The sequence below is a fragment of the Paenarthrobacter sp. 4246 genome, assembly GCF_040546855.1.
In the GTDB taxonomy this organism is placed as follows: domain Bacteria; phylum Actinomycetota; class Actinomycetes; order Actinomycetales; family Micrococcaceae; genus Arthrobacter.
In genome coordinates this window covers 112156-128141 of the sequence record NZ_JBEPOP010000012.1, presented here as the reverse complement: position 1 = coordinate 128141, position 15986 = coordinate 112156, and the positions used below count along the sequence as shown (strand labels likewise).

General features: G+C 63.0%; 16 protein-coding genes. 12 read left to right on the top strand and 4 right to left on the bottom strand.

Annotation, left to right across the window (positions count from 1 at the left end):
- Window positions 1-342: 342 nt before the first annotated feature.
- Window positions 343-2514 (bottom strand): MMPL family transporter, encoded by a 2172-nt coding sequence (locus ABIE35_RS19685; RefSeq protein ID WP_354517556.1) that lies wholly within the window; start codon window positions 2512-2514, stop codon window positions 343-345.
- 164 nt (window positions 2515-2678) lie between these two features.
- On the opposite strand from ABIE35_RS19685, the gene ABIE35_RS19680 reads away from it, so the two are divergent.
- The 5 genes from ABIE35_RS19680 to ABIE35_RS19660 all read left to right on the top strand — a co-directional run bounded on the left by ABIE35_RS19680 (window position 2679) and on the right by ABIE35_RS19660 (window position 6718).
- A complete protein-coding gene (locus tag ABIE35_RS19680; protein WP_354517554.1) occupies window positions 2679-3185 on the top strand; it encodes a MarR family winged helix-turn-helix transcriptional regulator in 507 nt (168 codons plus the stop codon).
- A gap of 29 nt (window positions 3186-3214) precedes the next feature.
- Window positions 3215-4030, top strand: a complete 816-nt coding sequence (locus ABIE35_RS19675; RefSeq protein ID WP_207595141.1) for a methyltransferase domain-containing protein — start codon at window positions 3215-3217, stop codon at window positions 4028-4030.
- Between the two features lie 102 nt (window positions 4031-4132).
- A complete protein-coding gene (locus tag ABIE35_RS19670; RefSeq protein WP_354517553.1) occupies window positions 4133-4492 on the top strand; it encodes a YciI family protein in 360 nt (119 codons plus the stop codon).
- 3 nt (window positions 4493-4495) lie between these two features.
- Entirely contained in the window at window positions 4496-5716 is a 1221-nt protein-coding gene (locus tag ABIE35_RS19665) for an RNA polymerase sigma factor (protein WP_354517552.1), read from the top strand.
- Window positions 5717-5734: 18 nt separating this feature from the next.
- Entirely contained in the window at window positions 5735-6718 is a 984-nt protein-coding gene (locus ABIE35_RS19660) for an aldo/keto reductase (protein WP_354517550.1), read from the top strand.
- A 29-nt stretch (window positions 6719-6747) separates the two neighbouring features.
- Here the strand turns inward: ABIE35_RS19660 and ABIE35_RS19655 are convergent, their stop codons facing one another.
- Window positions 6748-7821, bottom strand: coding sequence for a DNA polymerase IV (locus ABIE35_RS19655; RefSeq protein WP_502921400.1), 1074 nt, complete (start codon window positions 7819-7821; stop codon window positions 6748-6750).
- Between the two features lie 337 nt (window positions 7822-8158).
- Here ABIE35_RS19655 and ABIE35_RS19650 point away from each other — a divergent pair, with 337 nt between their 5' ends.
- The 3 genes from ABIE35_RS19650 to ABIE35_RS19640 all read left to right on the top strand — a co-directional run bounded on the left by ABIE35_RS19650 (window position 8159) and on the right by ABIE35_RS19640 (window position 10190).
- A complete protein-coding gene (locus ABIE35_RS19650; protein ID WP_354517549.1) occupies window positions 8159-9019 on the top strand; it encodes a hypothetical protein in 861 nt (286 codons plus the stop codon).
- A 145-nt stretch (window positions 9020-9164) separates the two neighbouring features.
- Complete coding sequence (locus tag ABIE35_RS19645; RefSeq protein WP_207595145.1) at window positions 9165-9788, top strand: LysE family transporter; 624 nt, start codon at window positions 9165-9167, stop codon at window positions 9786-9788.
- A 36-nt stretch (window positions 9789-9824) separates the two neighbouring features.
- Entirely contained in the window at window positions 9825-10190 is a 366-nt protein-coding gene (locus ABIE35_RS19640) for a hypothetical protein (RefSeq protein ID WP_354517548.1), read from the top strand.
- Here the strand turns inward: ABIE35_RS19640 and ABIE35_RS19635 are convergent.
- Window positions 10174-11217, bottom strand: coding sequence for a LacI family DNA-binding transcriptional regulator (locus ABIE35_RS19635; RefSeq protein WP_354517546.1), 1044 nt, complete (start codon window positions 11215-11217; stop codon window positions 10174-10176). The two genes, ABIE35_RS19640 and ABIE35_RS19635, sit on opposite strands and share 17 nt — an antisense overlap.
- 189 nt (window positions 11218-11406) lie before the next feature.
- Between ABIE35_RS19635 and uriH the strand changes: the two genes are divergently transcribed.
- From uriH to ABIE35_RS19620, 3 genes are read left to right on the top strand one after another with little or no spacing between them, the layout of a single operon-like run.
- The gene (gene uriH / locus ABIE35_RS19630) at window positions 11407-12432 is read left to right on the top strand and encodes a uridine-preferring nucleoside hydrolase UriH (RefSeq protein WP_354517586.1); all 1026 of its coding nucleotides are present in this window, start codon (window positions 11407-11409) and stop codon (window positions 12430-12432) included.
- Window positions 12432-13877: a uridine transporter UriT gene (gene uriT / locus ABIE35_RS19625; RefSeq protein ID WP_354517545.1), complete on the top strand. Its 1446-nt coding sequence runs from the start codon at window positions 12432-12434 to the stop codon at window positions 13875-13877. Before uriH ends, uriT begins: the two co-directional genes overlap by 1 nt.
- Window positions 13874-14830, top strand: a complete 957-nt coding sequence (locus ABIE35_RS19620) for a ribokinase (protein ID WP_354517544.1) — start codon at window positions 13874-13876, stop codon at window positions 14828-14830. Before uriT ends, ABIE35_RS19620 begins: the two co-directional genes overlap by 4 nt.
- A gap of 69 nt (window positions 14831-14899) precedes the next feature.
- Here ABIE35_RS19620 and ABIE35_RS19615 read toward each other — a convergent pair whose 3' ends face one another.
- Window positions 14900-15211 carry a putative antibiotic biosynthesis monooxygenase gene (locus tag ABIE35_RS19615; protein ID WP_354517543.1) on the bottom strand — a complete coding sequence of 104 codons (312 nt, stop codon included), beginning with the start codon at window positions 15209-15211 and terminating at the stop codon, window positions 14900-14902.
- 99 nt (window positions 15212-15310) lie between these two features.
- On the opposite strand from ABIE35_RS19615, the gene ABIE35_RS19610 reads away from it, so the two are divergent.
- Window positions 15311-15973 (top strand): TetR/AcrR family transcriptional regulator, encoded by a 663-nt coding sequence (locus ABIE35_RS19610; RefSeq protein WP_354517542.1) that lies wholly within the window; start codon window positions 15311-15313, stop codon window positions 15971-15973.
- The last annotated feature ends 13 nt before the right edge of the window (window positions 15974-15986 follow it).

Genomic DNA, 15986 nt, shown 5'->3' with positions numbered 1-15986 from the left:
AAGTAATACCAGCCAGATGGCTCTTCCGTTCGTGTGGACGTACGGTGCCCTGGCTGGTGTCCTCTTGGGAGGGCATTATTGGAGCGGCCCGCTTCGGGGCACACCCCGGCCACCGTTCAGCAGCCAGGAGAAACGGCGACGTAAGCGCAAAAAGGTGCGCCGGTCGCGGGACAAACAGAAACAGAACAAGGTGCCCGCGGGGCGCTGTTGACCATCAGGCCATCCGTTTTGCCATCGTCGGGCGGCGGGAACCGTATCGCTCGCATGAGCACCGAACCCGCCGCCGGACAATGGCGCGACACCCTGCTGCTCGAGCGCCGCTCGCCGGTGGACGGCTAACACCTAGCGACCCACCGGTGCCTCTTCTTCGCGAGGCTGAACAGCGTCCGCGGAAGCCGAACGCCCCAGCTTGCTCGGCCACCAGATCTTGCTGCCGATGTCGTACGCGAGGGCAGGTACCAGCAAAGACCGGACCAACACGGTATCCAGCAACACACCGAACGCCACGATAAAGGCGAGCTGCACCAGGAACATGATGGGGATGACCCCAAGTGCGGCGAAGGTAGCGGCCAGGACCACACCGGCGGACGTGATGACACCCCCAGTAACAGCCAGCCCCCGCAGGATTCCCGGGCGGGTCCCATGCTTCAACGACTCCTCGCGGACACGGCTCATCAGGAAGATGTTGTAGTCCACGCCCAGTGCCACCAGGAACACGAAGCCGAACAACGGCACGGTGGCATCGGCACCCGAGAATCCGAAGACCCCGTTGAACACCCATGCCGAGACACCCATCGCGGCGCCGTAGGAAAGCACCACGGACAGCACCAGCAACACCGGTGCCACCACGGATCGAAGCAGGAGCATCAGGATAAACAGGATGACGATCAGCACAATCGGGATGATGACCACGAGGTCGCGCTGCGCCGTGGTGTTCGTGTCCAGGGCGGTGGCCGTGACGCCACCCACCAACGCGTCGGCGTCGACTTCCTTGACGGCCACCCGCAGCGACTTCACCGCTTCTTCCGCTTCAATGGAGTCCGCGGCCGAGTTCAGCGTCGCATTGATCAGGACCCTGCCGTCGCGCACCGCCGGGTCAGCAGGAGCACCGGGAGCGCCGGTGATGGGCACGTTTCCGTCAGCCAGCAGGTAGGCGTCGCCCACGCCGTCGGCCGCTTTGACCTTGTCCAGGACCTGCTGCGCGGAACCTTCCGAGGCGACCACGACGGCGGGGCTGCCGCTGCCGGCGTCGAAGTGGCGCGCCAATGCTTCCTGTCCGTCCACTGCGTCGGAAGCGGAGAGAATGACATCCGTTTGAGGAACACCGTTGGCCTTCAACTGCATCAGACCGGTGGAGGCCGCAAGGAGCAGGAGCACCGAAGCCACCCACACAACGCGCGGCCGCTTGGAGACCAGACGACCCGTGGCGCGCCACAGTCCCTTTTGCCCTTCAAGTCCAGTGACAATCTCAGGTTCGCGTTCGTCGTCGGGCAGCAGCTTGGGCCGGAAGGGCCAGAAGGCTGCACGGCCAAGCAAAGCCATCAGCGCGGGCAGGAGCGTGAGCGCAGCGAACAAAGAGCAAAGGATGCCGGCAGCGGCCACCGGGCCCAGCGCCTTGTTGGAATTCAGGTCGGAGAACAGCAGGCAGAGCAGCGCGATGATCACGGTGGCCCCGGAAGCGAGGATCGGCTCAAACGATGCCTTCCACGCCGTGATCACGGCGTGCGTGCGGTTGGCGGTGTGGGTCAGTGCCTCACGGAAGCGGGCCACGTACAACAGCGCGTAGTCGGTAGCCGCACCAATCACCAGGATGGACAGAATGCCTTGGCTTTGGCCGTTCAGCTGGATCCAGCCTGCCTTGGCCATGCCGAACACCAGCAGAATGGCGGCACACAGGGCAAAGACCGAGGTGAAGAGCACCGCCAGCGGCAGCACCACGGAGCGGTACACCAGCAGCAGGATCACGAAGACGGCCCCCAAGGCAACCAGGAGCAGGATGCCGTCGATCCCGCCGAAAGCGTTGACGAGGTCGGCGGTCAAGCCCGCGGGTCCTGTGACAAAGGCCTTCATGCCGTCGGGCGCCCCGGGCTGGACGACGTCGCGCAGTTCCTGGACTTTCTCACGGAGTTCATCGGAGGACGCCATTGGAACGACGAACTGGACGGCTTTGCCGTCTTCCGACGGAATGGGCCCGACGACGGCGCTCCCCAGCTTGAGTGCCTCAATGTCGGCTTTCAGCTGGGCTGCTTCGCCCAGTTGGGCCGGGGTGAACGCAGCATCGCTCTCAACGATGACCACGGCGGGGATCTCTTCAGAGTCCCGGAACTTGGCCTGCCAGTCGCCCGCTTCCGTGGCTTCGGCGCCTGCGGGGAGAAACGAGGCTTGGTCGTTGGAGGAAACTTCTTCCAGCCGCCCGAAGGTAGGGCCGCCAATGCCGGCGATGCCAAGCCACGTGACGACCAGGACCACGGGGATCAGCCAGCGCAGCCAGAACGGTACTTTCCGCGAGTTCATGAGTCCTTCTTCTGTGGGGATGCTTGAGGCCTTTATTCCATCACAGATTATCTCTATGATGGAACTATTCCAAGGGTTGGATCACAGGATGCCAAAATCCTTCACTGCTGGAGTAATATCCGGAAGGCAGTAATCACCAGACAAACGCTGGCAGGAGGGCGGATATGTCGGACACAGCAGCCACACGCCCCGAAAACGCAGCTCCCCAAGAACTGGTGCGGCTCCTCCAGGACTTCACCCTCGAAGCAAACCACTACGTTGACGCAGCCGGTGGCCGGAACGACATGCACCGTACGGACCTCAATGCACTCGCCGTCATCATGCGCCACTCCGCGGCCGGCAAAGTGGTTACACCGGGTGTTCTCCGCGCCGAACTCCGGCTCAGTTCCCCCGCTACCACGGCATTGGTTGATCGCCTGCACGCCTCCGGGCACGTTGTGCGCGAACGGCTCGGCACGGACCGCCGGCAGGTCCAGCTGCAGATGACGCCCAAGGCTTATCGGGACGGAAGCGCCATGTTCATGCCGTTGGCCATCCGCATGGGCAAAGCCATGGCTGCCTACAGCTCCGAGGAACTGGAGCTTGTCACCCGCTTCATGACGGACATGGTGGAAGCAACCCTCGCCGCGCGCGAGGAAGCATCCCAACCCGAGGCAACGCGCTCCACCTAAATCCGACTTCCAAGTTGTAGCGTTTCCCTATGAACGCGCAGCAGCCTGAAGATGTCTACACTCACGGACACCACGAGTCGGTTGTCCGGGCCCACGCCTCACGGACGGTCGAGAATTCGGCCGCGTTTGTGATTCCCCATCTCACCGCCGGGACTTCAGTGCTAGACGTCGGGTGCGGACCCGGGAGCATCACCTGCGATTTCGCCGGGCTGGTTGCACCCGGTCAAGTGATCGGTTTGGACCGTTCGCCGGATATCGTCGCCCAGGCCACCGAGCTGGCCACCGAGCGTGGCGTTGACAACGTGACCTTCCGGACCGGCAACATCTACGATCTCGACTTCGAGGACGAGTCCTTCGACCTCGTCCATGCCCACCAAGTCCTCCAGCACCTCACCGACCCCGTCGCCGCCTTGCGCGAGATGCGGCGGGTGGCCAAGCCCGGTGCGATCGTTGCCGTGCGCGACGCTGATTTCCACGGCATGAGCTGGTACCCCGAAGTTCCGGAGCTCGACGACTGGATGGAGCTCTACCAGAAGATCGCCCGCCGCAATGGAGCAGAACCCGACGCCGGCCGGCGCCTGGTTTCGTGGGCCCAGCAAGCTGGATTCACCCAAGTGGCTCCCACCAGCAGCAACTGGCTCTACGCCACGGCCCAGCAGCGCGCCTGGCAGTCGCGGGTCTGGAGCGAGAGGGTGCTCCATTCCGCATTTGCTGAGCAGGCGTTGGAGTACGGTTTCGCCAACGAGGCCGACCTTGCCCGGATCGCCGCGGGCTGGCACCGCTGGGGAGCCACCGACGACGGGTACTTCCTCATCCCCAACGGCGAGGTCATTGCGCGGGCCTGAAACTTTTGAAAAGAATTTCCCGAGCCATGTAGAAAAGCCCACCGCAGTTCCGACCCATGAGTGAAGGCACCCACAAAGGGCGCCCCTCACAAGGAGTTTGAGATGAAATACATGATCATGATGTTCGGGTCGGCCGAGGGCATGATGGCGACTGCCGATCCGGAGTGGATCAAGGAAATGATCGGGTTCATGATCCAGATCGACAAGGACCTGACCGACTCCGGTGAGCTGGTTTTCAACGCGGGGCTGGCCGACGGCAGCACTGCGAAGCTCGTCAAGCAGACCCCGGACGGCGTCATCACCACTGACGGCCCCTACGCCGAGTCCAAGGAATCACTGGTGGGCTACTGGGTGGTTGATGTCGCGAGCGAGGAGCGCGCGGTGGAGATCTGTTCAAGCATTGTGAAGTACGCGCAGGTAGTTGAGCTTCGCGCCATCCCCGACGGACCGCCGGAGGTCTAGCGTTTGACTGGACCTTCACCGGAAGCACGGATCGAGGACCTGCTGCGCACCTTGGCTCCGCAGGTCCTCGGCGTGCTGGCGAGGACTCACGGCCAGTTCGATGCGTGCGAGGACGCCGTCCAGGAAGCACTCCTTGAAGCCTCCCTCCGGTGGCCGACGGCCTTGCCGGACAACCCGCGGGCCTGGTTGACCGCCGTCGCATCCCGACGGCTGGTGGACATGTGGCGCAGCGAAAGCGCCCGGCGCGTCCGGGAGGAACGCGCCACGGCCATCGATGTCCAAGCAGGTCCGGTCCCGGAAGCAGACGACACCCTTACCCTCATGTTCCTGTGCTGCCATCCGGCACTGTCTGCACCATCGCAACTCGCCTTGACGCTTCGCGCAGTCGGAGGACTAACGACGGCGGAAATCGCCTCGGCTTTCCTCGTCCCCGAAGCGACCATGGGGCAGCGCATCAGCCGAGCGAAACAGGGGATCCAAAAGGCGGGAGCCACCTTCACCATGCCGCCTGCGTCCGAGCGCAAGGCGAGGCTCGGCGTCGTACTTCACGTCCTGTACCTGATCTTCAACGAAGGTTACGCGGCAAGCTCGGGTCCATCCCTGCAACGCGAAGAGCTCACCACAGAAGCTATCCGGGTGACGCGCCTCCTGGTGGCCGCTGCACCAGGTGAGCTTGAGGCGAGCGGTCTGCTGGCGCTGATGTTGCTGACCGATTCCCGGCGGCCGGCGCGTGCTCTGTCGGACGGAACACCGGTGCCATTGGCGGAGCAGGACCGGAGTTTGTGGAACCGTGGACAGATCGATGAGGGCATCGCGCTGTTGTCCTCCGTGCTGGGGCGTGGGGCGGCCGGGCCGTATCAACTTCAGGCGGCCATCGCTGCCGTTCACGCAGAGGCCGCCTCAGACGAACTGACCGACTGGCCACAAATTCTCGCCCTGTACACGGTCCTTGAAGCCCTCGCACCCAATCCCGTGGTCACACTGAATCGCGCGGTAGCTGTGGCTATGGTTCATGGGCCCGTCGCTGGGCTGGAACTTCTGGTCGGACTGGACGCGGCACTGGGCAGGACCCACCGCTTGGATGCCGTGCGAGGCCACCTGCTGGAGACGGCCGGCTCCTGGGCCGAGGCCCGCGCAGCGTACCTGTCAGCCGCCAAAAAGACGGCCAGCCTGCCGGAACGAAAGTACTTAATGGGAAAAGTTGCGCGGATGGACGAGCAATAAGCCCATATAGTCGAACCCATGGAACAGCGCATACTTGGCAAGACCGGCCGATCCGTCTCCACCATGGGACTGGGCACCTGGCAACTCGGAGCCGACTGGGGTTCCGTCACCGAAGAGGACGCCTTTGCCGTCCTGGAAGCCTCGGTGGAAGGCGGCGTCAATTTCTTCGACACCGCAGACGTGTACGGCGATGGGCGGAGCGAGCAGTTCATCGGACGCTTCCTCCGCGCCAATCCGGACTTGGACATCACGGTGGCCACCAAGATGGGCCGCCGCGTGGATCAGGTTCCGGAGAATTACACGCTGGACAATTTCCGCGCCTGGACGGACCGCTCACGCCGCAACCTGCAACGGGACACCTTGGACCTCGTCCAGTTGCACTGCCCTCCCACCGCCGTTTACAGCAACTCCGAGGTCTATGACGCGCTGGATACCTTGGTCAGCGAAGGAGCCATCCGCAACTACGGCGTCAGCGTCGAGCGGACCGACGAAGCCCTCGAAGCCATCAAGCGCGGGAACACCGCTTCCGTGCAGATCATCCTCAACGCCTTCCGGCTGAAGCCCCTGGACGAGGTGCTGCCCGCGGCCAAGGAAGCCGGTGTCGGGATCATCGCCCGCGTGCCTTTGGCCTCCGGCCTGTTGTCCGGGAAGTACACGCCGGACACCGAGTTCCCCGAGAACGACCACCGGAACTACAACCGCGACGGTTCGTCCTTCGACGTCGGCGAGACCTTCTCCGGCGTTGATTTCGCAACTGGCGTCAAAGCCGCCCAGGAGTTCAGCGGATTAGTGCCCGACGGCGTCAGCACCGCCCAGGCGGCCCTCGCCTGGATCATCGCCCAGGACGGCGTCACCACAGTCATTCCCGGTGCACGATCGGCTTCGCAGGCTGCGGCGAATGCCGAGGCGGGTGGACTGCAGGCTGTTGCGGCAAGCTTGGCTGGCGGGGTGCAGGACATCTACGACCGCTACTTCCGCGAGGCGATCCACCCGCGCTGGTAGTTGACGGGCCGCCGTCGGGCGTTCTGCTCTTACCAGCCGCTGCGCGTCGGCGTGTGTCCCTTGCGGGCTTCCTCGGGCATGGACATTTCTGCACGCAATCCGAGGAGCCTGATGGGACGGTCCGGCTCCATTTTTCCCGTGAGATCCAAGGCCTGCGCGAGGACTTCTTCCCTGTCGAAAGTCTCGGGAATCTTCCTGGCGTAGGTCTTGGTGAAGAACGGCGCGTAGCGGACTTTCAGGGTCAGCCCGATCACCGGGCGTCCCTCCGCTGCGACGTCTTCCAGGACGCGGGCGGTCAGTTCCTTGATGGCGTCCTTCACTTGGTCCGTTTGTGTCAGGTCCTGCTGGAAGGTGGTCTCGCGGCCATGTGCCCGGGCGACCCACGGAGTGTCGTCCACTTCGCTGGAACCCTCACCGCGTCCCAACTGCGCGTACCAAGGGCCCATCTTGGGGCCAAATTCCGTGACCAGAGCCTGGGGGTCGGTTGCGGCGAGCTCTGCCACTGTGGTGATTCCGTGCTTCGCCAGCCGTTGTGACACCTTGCTCCCGACGCCCCACAATTCCTTGGTGGGCTTGTCCCCCATGACGTCGAGCCAGTTCTCCTTGGTCAGCCTGAAAAGTCCAGCGGGTTTGCCAAAATCCGTGGCATTCTTGGCGCGGACCAACGTGTCACCAATGCCCACGCTGCAATGCAGCTGCGTTTGCTCGAGGACGGCGGCCTGGATCTGGCGGGCATAGGCGTCCGGGTCCTCGGTTTCGACGCCAACAAATGCCTCATCCCAGCCAAGCACTTGAACTGTGGCTCCCGGCTGGGCGCGCAGCGTGGTCATCACCACCTCCGAGGCCGCCAGATACGCCTCTTGATCTACCGGCAGGATGATGGCGTCGGGCACTTTCCGGGCAGCAATCCTGAGCGGCATCCCTGAACCGACGCCGAACGCCCTGGCTTCGTAGGATGCGGTGGACACCACAGCCCGCTCCGTGGGGTCACCCCGGCCTCCGACGATGATCGGTTTGCCCGCGAGCTCGGGCCGCCGGAGTATCTCGACAGCGGCAATGAACTGGTCCAGATCGACGTGCAGCACCCACGGGATTCCGCTCACGGCACCAGTTTGCCCTAAGCAGCGGCCTCCTGACCCTCTTTGGGCCTAACCGCCGCTGAAATCAACCCATTCCGGGCGTATTTACCGCTCGCGGCGCGCAAACAAGGTCAGGAAGCAACATGTCTGGGCTTCTCGCCCTACGGTCCAGCGTCATTTCTCCGCCAAAAACATCACTGAACATCATGAGGGTCCAACCTCCGCGGGCGCACCTTGCCCTCGATGGAGGTGATTGGCGGTTTCTGCCCTCAAGGACGAGCCACTAAAAAGTCGGCCCCCTGCTTTAGCTTCGCATACGAACTCATCTCGTGCCTTGGTACGAAGAAAGGACAGGATAAGCATGATTACACTTCAGCTCACACAACCGGACAGTGAGGTAATGAGTTCGATTGCGGTAGCAATCTTCGTAACCTCGGCGGCCATTGGCTTAGCTGGCTTTGTGTGGGGGTTTCTTCAGCAGACAGTTTTGCGCTCCGAAGCGTCCAAGAGCGCTTGGAAGTTCTATCCGAGGCTACGCAACCGCTATGGGGCCAGGATTGCACCTTTCATGCCCAGAACCATTCGGGATCAACGTGAAATTGTTCTCGACCTTAAGCTGAACACTTCTCTGGCGTTTGCCACCTGCGTCTTTGGCCTGACGACGGCTTTCGCCTGGTATGTACTTCTTGGATTGGCATGGCAATTTTCAGAACTTCAAAACTGGAACGGGTTCGAATCGGCCGTAGCCTTTTCAGCGGTTTTGGGAGTATTGGCAGCAGTTCTGACTTATGCAATACAAGTAACTGTATCTCGGCGTAGACGGCTCCTTCGTGCGGCCATGGCTGTCGCTCAAGGGGCAAGGAATTATGGCCCGGCCTCGAGCGGAGCCGACCAGCGATCCTTAGTTTCTTCCGGTCAGGCTTTCCTTGCGGCCGCAATCGACCTGGGGATATCGCCGGAAAATCCGCGCATAGCTAAGGTCATGCGCCATCTCTCGGACGAGGGACGTAAGCGTCACAGCAGGGTGAATAAGAACCTCGTCAATCAAGTCACGAAGGTAGTGTGTGAGGTGTACTCAGGTGACCATGCCATGACGATGCGGAGAGGAATCGGCGACGTCATACCGAGCAAAGTTCAGAGATGGTTCACAGCCGTCTCTTCATCAGCCATTGTTGTCGCGACCCTTAATTGGGTACTGAGCCTGATAAAGCCGGTCCCCTAGTCTTGCATTGTGACTTCCTGACCGGCTCTGGGTTCAGTGTTCACAGAAATCAACCTCATTGAGGCTCATTCTGCTGTCGCGAGGACCAAACAAGGTCAGGAAGCAACGGGTCCAAACCACGGACCCGCCGGGCATAAGCTGAGACGTGCAGTTTTCACTTTGGCTGGCCCTGGTTGGTGCCGGCACCCTGATCAGTTTCACTCCCGGCGCCGGCGCCATCTTCACCATGAGCAACTCGCTCAATTCCGGATTTCGGCGCTCCATCTGGGGCATCCTGGGCCAACAGGTGGCGTTGGTTATCCACATCGTCATCGTGGCGCTGGGCGTCGGCGTGCTGGTTTCCAACTCGCCGGTCATCTTCAACGTCATTCGTTACGCGGGCGCCGCGTACTTGGTGTACCTCGGCATCCGGCAGTTCCTGCACAAGCCTGACCTGGACAAAGAGAAGGTGGACAGCCAAAAGAACGAGTCGGCCTTGTCCATGTTCCAGCGAGGCATCTGGGTAAACCTGCTGAACCCGAAGGCAATCGTCTTCTTCCTGGCGTTCATGCCGCAGTTCATCAGGCCGGACCAGCCGTTGCTCCAGCAATATGCCGTGCTCACCGCCACAGTCCTGGTTATCGACATTCTGGTGATGTGGTTCTTCTTCGCTTTGGCTGCGCGTTCCTTCCAGCGGTTCACCCACGACCAACGCGGCCAGACAATTCTGAACCGCATCTTTGGCTGCCTGTTCGTCCTTGTGGGCATCTTGCTGGCAGTCATCCACTAGCCACGGCGACAACCCATGGTGCTACCGTCGAGGGCCATGGAGCCGGACTGGATCGAACACCGACGCACAGACGACGGCGAGCACGTGGGGTGGATGAAGCCCGTTGACGACGGGTTCGTAGCAATTGACCTGCTGGGACGCCCGCGCACGGATGTCGTGGATTGGATGAGCGCAGAAGAGACCCTGGACGAGCTCGGGCTCCGCTACCTCGCCGAACCCCATGAATTGAGACTCGACGACGGCGATTGGCTGCGGGTGCGGATAGCGGAAGTGACTCCGTCTGCGGTGCGGGTGAAGAAGGAAGACTGGGGCGACATGACCGCTCCCCAGATCTACTTCACGGTGCCCAACCCCGTCTCGAAGGACCAGCTTCGCCCACTGTCACCTACCCGGCAGACGTAGATCCCCGCACCACCAGGGAGCTCCCGAGCGTCACGTGTGGTTCGTCCAGCGGCACGCCTTCCATGAGCCCTCGCAGCTGCTCCCCCGCCTTGCGCCCCAGCGGGGTAGCGGGCAGGTGCACGGATGTGAGGCCGGGGTTGCTGGTGGCCGAGTAGGGCAGGTCGTCGAAGCCCGCTACGGCCAACTCTTCAGGGATGCGGACCCCCGCCACCCGGGCTTCCTGGAGCACGCCATAAGCGTGCGTATCGGTCCCACAGACGACGGCGGTGACCCCCTCGCGCTGCCACGCCGGCCACGCGGCGGCGAACGCGGCGGCGGCAGCACCGACGTCGATCGGAGTGCTGATGACATGGCCAGGGGCCACTGAAAGTCCGCACGAAACAGCCTCCGCCAGGAAGGCGTCGCGGCGCAACTGGAAAGTGGTTGTTCCCGTCACGCCATCCACATAGGCGGCGCGGGTATGACCGGATGACGCCAAATGCCGGGCCAGTTCTCGCGCGCCTTGGGCAACGTCAAGGTTCACGGATGGCGCGTAGGACTCAAGGCCTGGCGCATCCAACAGGACCAACGGGCCGGCCGCGGACAGGTCTTCCAGGAACTCTGCGCTTGGCGCCCCCACCAGCAAACCGGCAGGGCGCAGTGCCAGAAGTTTGCGGACATCGTCAGCCTGGGGCGACTCACCGGCGTCGGTCACGGACAGCAGCAACTGGTATTCAGCTCCCAACGATTCCCGAACCCCCGCAATCACGTTGGCGAAGAACGGGTTGGACACATCCGGCGTCACCAGAATGACAATGGAGCTAACACCTCGGGCCAGGGAACTGCCGATGCTGTCCACGACGTACCCCAGCTCTGAAATGGCCGAGCGCACGCGCGAGATATTGTCTTCTGAGACGCGCCCTTGCGTTTTTCCGTTGGCCACCAGGGAGACGGTCGCCGTCGAAACGCCCGCACGGGCGGCCACCATCGCAGCCGTCACGCGAGGTGAGCGGGGCGCGCGGCCATGGCGCCGATCCAGGGATTCCATGCATCGATCGTATCGGTCCCAAACCGCGTTGACCTGCGACAAGGCATCAAGCGCTTGACGCTCTACACGTTAAGCGTTTGACGTAGCCCACAAAGCAGTGCCAGAATTCCCCTGAATGCTTAGCGCCCTGCCCCGGGCAAGTTCCAGGCAGGCCCCAATGACGTGGAGAGAAACGTGGATCCCAACACCATGACACCAGCACGCAAGAAGATCATTCTTGACTGCGACCCTGGCCATGACGACGCCGTGGCGTTGCTGCTGGCGCACGGTAATCCGGACATCGAACTGCTGGCCGTAACAACGGTGGTGGGCAATCAGACCCTGGAAAAGGTCACCCGCAACGCCCTCTCGGTAGCCACTATTGCAGGCATCACGGGCGTCCCGTTCGCCGCCGGTTGCGACCGCCCGTTGGTCCGCACCATCGAAACCGCTCCCAGCATCCACGGCGAGTCCGGCATGGATGGCCCGGAGCAGCCCGAGTCCATCATCGAGCTGGACCCGCGCCACGCCGTCGACCTCATCATTGAAACTGTCATGGCACACGAGCCGGGCACTGTCACCCTGGTCCCCACCGCGGGCCTCACCAACATTGCAATGGCCGCCCGCAAGGAGCCGCGCATCGTGGAGCGGGTGAAGGAAGTTGTCCTCATGGGCGGCGGCTACCACGTGGGCAACTGGAGCGCCGTGGCGGAGTTCAACATCATCATCGACCCCGAAGCCGCACACATCGTTTTCAACGAAAAATGGCCCGTGGTGATGGTCGGCCTCGATCTCACTCACCAGGCGCTGGCCACGGACGAGGTGGTGAACCGCATAGCAAAAATCGGCACCAAGCCGGCCAAGTTCGTCATGGAGCTCATGGACTTCTTCCAGAAGACCTATAAGGACGCCCAGGGCTTCGATTTCCCGCCGGTCCACGATCCCTGCGCCGTGGCCTACGTCATCGACCCCACCGTCATGACCACCCGCAAGGTCCCTGTGGACATCGAGCTGCAGGGCAAGCTCACCCTCGGCATGACAGTGGCCGACTTCCGCGCACCCGCTCCGGAGGATTGCCACACGTCGGTCGCCGTGGACCTGGACCACAAGAAGTTCTGGGACCTGGTCACCGATGCGATTGAACGGATCGGAGAACCAACGCACGACGCCGTTGCTGCCGCCACCGCTGAAGTGGACGCCACCGTAGAGGCCATCCTGGCAGGAGAGGCAAAGTAATGTCCTCCCTCGCAACCGAATCCAAGTCCACCCGCGGCAACGTCACAGCCCTCATGGTTGCGTTGCTGGCGGCCTGCGTGGCCTTCCAGCTCAACGCCTCCATGCTCAGCCCGGCCCTGGTCACCATGGGCAACGAACTCAACACGGACCAAGCCACCATCGGCCTGTCCCAAACGTGGTTCTTCACGGCCGCAGCGCTGTTCTCACTCTTCCTCCCGCGTCTGAGCGACATCGTGGGCCGCAAGAAGATCCTCGTCGGCATGATGCTCCTGATGGCCGTTGGATCGGTTATCGCTGCAATGGCTCCGGACGTTACATGGCTCTTCGTGGGCCGCATCATCCAGGGCGTTAGTGGCCCCACGGTTCCGCTGTGCCTGATCATGCTCCGCTCAGCGGTCAGCAACCCCCGCAAGTACGGCACGCTCATGGGCCTCATCACGGCAGTCAACGGCGGAGTGGCCGGCGTCGACTCGTTCGTGGGCGGCTACTTCGCTGAGAACTTCGGGTTCCGCAGCATCTTCTGGCTCATGGTTGCACTGGCCTTGGTTGCTACCGTCCTGATCGCCGTCCTTGCCGGCGAAAGCAAGCCTGCCGCCGGCACCACCATGGACTGGCTGGGCGTGTTCTTCATCGTCGTCGCTGTTGGTGCACTGCTGACGGCTCTGAACGAGGGCGCCAAGCTGGCCACAGCCTTCGACGCCGGGACGCTGACTCTCGCGATCGTGCTCACGGTGATTGCCGCCGTCGCGTTCTTTGCCTTCTGGACTGTGGAGAAGCGCGCCAAGCAGCCCATGGTGGAAACCGTGCACCTGCGCCAGCGCTCCACCTGGGCACCCCTGCTGACGACCACCCTGACGATGACGGGCATTTTCGCAGTCATCAACGGCATCGTCCCCGCTTGGGTTCAGGCCGCCGACCCCGGCTTCGGCGTTGGCCCCACCGAGATGTCGCTGATCATCCTCACCCCGTACGCGCTCCTGGGCTGGCTGTTCGGCCCGATCAGTGGCCGCTTGGCCCCCGTCCTCGGCTACACCAAGGTCCTGCGCATCGGCCTGATCGGCAGCCTCGTTGCCCTGGCCATCATCGCGTTCTTCGGCCTGAACAACCTGCCCATGATGATCGTGGGCACGGCCTTGTTGGGCATCATGTACGCCGGTACGGTCAACATCATGCTGAACGGATTGGGCGTGGTCCTCTCGCCGCAGGGCAACCCTGGCTTCCTGCCGGGCATGAACGCGGGCGCCTTTAACCTCGGCGCCGGGCTGAGCTTCCTGGTTCTCCCTGCGGTCCTTGTGGCCACGGCCACGCTTAATGATCCCAAGGCTTCATACCTGACCGTTGTGGTGGTGGGCCTCGCCATCACCCTTGCCGCCTTCGCTGCCTCACTGTTGATCCCCAAGCCGGTGGACGCAGAAGTGACCGAGGACCAGAAGGTGACGGCATGACCACCGCACCCAAGGCGGGAATCGTCGTCGTCGGCTCCCTCAACGCAGACCTCACCATCTACTGCGACCGTCTTCCCCAACCCGGCGAGACAGTTCACGGCAATGGTTTCGCGGTGAACCCGGGCGGCAAGAGCGCCAACCAGGCGGTGGCTGCCAGCAAGCTCGGCGGTCAGGTCAGCCTGATCGGCGCCGTGGGCGACGACCCCAACGGCACCATGCTCCTGGATTCGGCAGCCAGTGCCGGAGTGGACGTGTCACGCGTCCGGCGCTCCGACGTCGCCACCGGCGTTGCCGTCATTTCCGTGGACGCGAGCGGTGAGAACAGCATCATCATCTCGGCCGGCGCCAATGGCACCCTGAGGCCCTCCGACGTCACGTCAGACGCCTTCCAGGATGCGGCTGTGGTGTGCCTCTGCCTGGAAGTGGGTATTGATACGGTGACCGCCGCCGCCCAGGCAGGGCACGACGCCGGCGCAACCGTTCTGCTCAACCTCTCGCCTTACGCGGAGGTACCGGAAGTTCTGGCTGGCTTTAGCGACGTGTTGTTGGTCAATGCCCACGAGGCGTCGTTGTTCCTTGGCGCCGAAGCGGACATTCCGGACGCCGCAGCACAAACCGAAGCGTGGGAACCGGTCCGGAGCCAGTTCGCGGACCGCGGTCTGCAGCGGGTCCTGGTGACCCTCGGCGCGCACGGCTCCGTGGTGTTGGATTCATTGGCGCGTGGCACTGAAGACCAGATCACCCGCATTGCCCCGACTCGTGTTTCCGCGGTTGACACTACGGGTGCCGGGGACGCCTTCACGGGCGCTGTCGCTGCGCGTTTGGCAGCCGGGGAATCCCTCGCCGACGCCGCATCCTTCGCCTCGATTGCCGCCGCATTGGCTGCAACTAAAAAGGGCACGCAGACCGCGTACCCGGGGATCGCCGACGTCGAGCAGCTGCTGGGCGCTTAGTCCCGGCGCCGCACCCAACCGAGGTCGCATTTGAGCCTTCAAAACGCGCTCAAATGCGACCCGGTTGGGTTAAGCGGAGGTGCGGGCGGCCCGTTGTGCTGCGCGCTCCACTGCCCTGCGGGACAGTGCGCCGTGGCCGGCCATCAGCCGGGGAACCACGATGTAAACAGCAGCGGGAACCACGAGTGCCGTGAGCAGCAGCGCACGGAGGACCGGGTGCAGCGGCTCCATGATGGGGCCGAGGAGCAGCATGCCGATGGACACTAGCGGGAAGATGGCGAGCCAGGTAATCAGCGCCCGCATGTGAACGGAGGGTCCTTGTGGGCGGGCCGCCGGCGCTGTGGGTTCTACGGCGGTTTGGGAGGTTGTTTGGGTGGTCATGGCGTTCTCCAACTAAACGGTTGCTTTTGGCTTGAGATCACAATATCCCTACCCGCCCACAATTACAACCATCCAGTTGGAAACTGGTAATATGACCCTATGGCGTGGGACACAGAGCGAACCAAGGGACTGCTGCTCCAAGCAGCGACGTCCGAGTTTTGCGCGCGCGGACTTGCGGGAGCCCGCATCGACCGCATCGCAGCAGAGGCCGGCGTCAACAAAGAGCGGATCTACCAGTACTTCGGCAATAAGAATGCGCTTTTCGACGCCGTAATAGTCGCCGCCCTGAGCTCACTCATGGATGAAGTACCCATCGAAGGCAACGGGCCAGAGGCCATGGCAGACTACGCGGGCCGACTCTTCGACCATCATCAGAAAGACGCAACGGCACCACGCCTCCTGTTCTGGGAGGGGCTGGAACGGGGCGCGGAGGTGGTTGGGCTGCCTAAGCGGATGGCCAACTGCGCGTCGAAGGTCAACAGCACCATCACTGCCCTCCCCGGCATCTCCAGGGAAGACGCCGGAGACCTGCTCATCACCATCGTGAGCCTCTGCGACGCCGCACCCGTACTGCCGGCACTCGATGGACTGATGGCCGGCAATGACCCCGGCCGCGCGGAAAGGCGACGCGCCGCCGTCGTACGCACCGTTTACCTGGCCGCTGCAGCGCTGGCTGCCGAAGCCACCAACACTGATCCGACCCGCATCACCCAGGCAGGTTCCGCGCACTCTGTGACAGTTTTGACACAAAAAGTGACTTAGTTGTGAAGTGGCC

Excerpts from the sequence above, each read along its gene's own strand:
- ABIE35_RS19685 (WP_354517556.1), bottom strand. The coding sequence starts at position 2,514 with ATGAACTCGCGGAAAGTACCGTTCTGGCTGCGCTGGCTGATCCCCGTG.
- ABIE35_RS19680 (WP_354517554.1), top strand. The coding sequence starts at position 2,679 with ATGTCGGACACAGCAGCCACACGCCCCGAAAACGCAGCTCCCCAAGAA.
- ABIE35_RS19675 (WP_207595141.1), top strand. The coding sequence starts at position 3,215 with ATGAACGCGCAGCAGCCTGAAGATGTCTACACTCACGGACACCACGAG.
- ABIE35_RS19670 (WP_354517553.1), top strand. The coding sequence starts at position 4,133 with ATGAAATACATGATCATGATGTTCGGGTCGGCCGAGGGCATGATGGCG.
- ABIE35_RS19660 (WP_354517550.1), top strand. The coding sequence starts at position 5,735 with ATGGAACAGCGCATACTTGGCAAGACCGGCCGATCCGTCTCCACCATG.
- ABIE35_RS19650 (WP_354517549.1), top strand. The coding sequence starts at position 8,159 with ATGATTACACTTCAGCTCACACAACCGGACAGTGAGGTAATGAGTTCG.
- ABIE35_RS19640 (WP_354517548.1), top strand. The coding sequence starts at position 9,825 with ATGGAGCCGGACTGGATCGAACACCGACGCACAGACGACGGCGAGCAC.
- ABIE35_RS19635 (WP_354517546.1), bottom strand. The coding sequence starts at position 11,217 with ATGGAATCCCTGGATCGGCGCCATGGCCGCGCGCCCCGCTCACCTCGC.
- uriH (WP_354517586.1), top strand. The coding sequence starts at position 11,407 with ATGACACCAGCACGCAAGAAGATCATTCTTGACTGCGACCCTGGCCAT.
- uriT (WP_354517545.1), top strand. The coding sequence starts at position 12,432 with ATGTCCTCCCTCGCAACCGAATCCAAGTCCACCCGCGGCAACGTCACA.
- ABIE35_RS19620 (WP_354517544.1), top strand. The coding sequence starts at position 13,874 with ATGACCACCGCACCCAAGGCGGGAATCGTCGTCGTCGGCTCCCTCAAC.
- ABIE35_RS19615 (WP_354517543.1), bottom strand. The coding sequence starts at position 15,211 with ATGACCACCCAAACAACCTCCCAAACCGCCGTAGAACCCACAGCGCCG.
- ABIE35_RS19610 (WP_354517542.1), top strand. The coding sequence starts at position 15,311 with ATGGCGTGGGACACAGAGCGAACCAAGGGACTGCTGCTCCAAGCAGCG.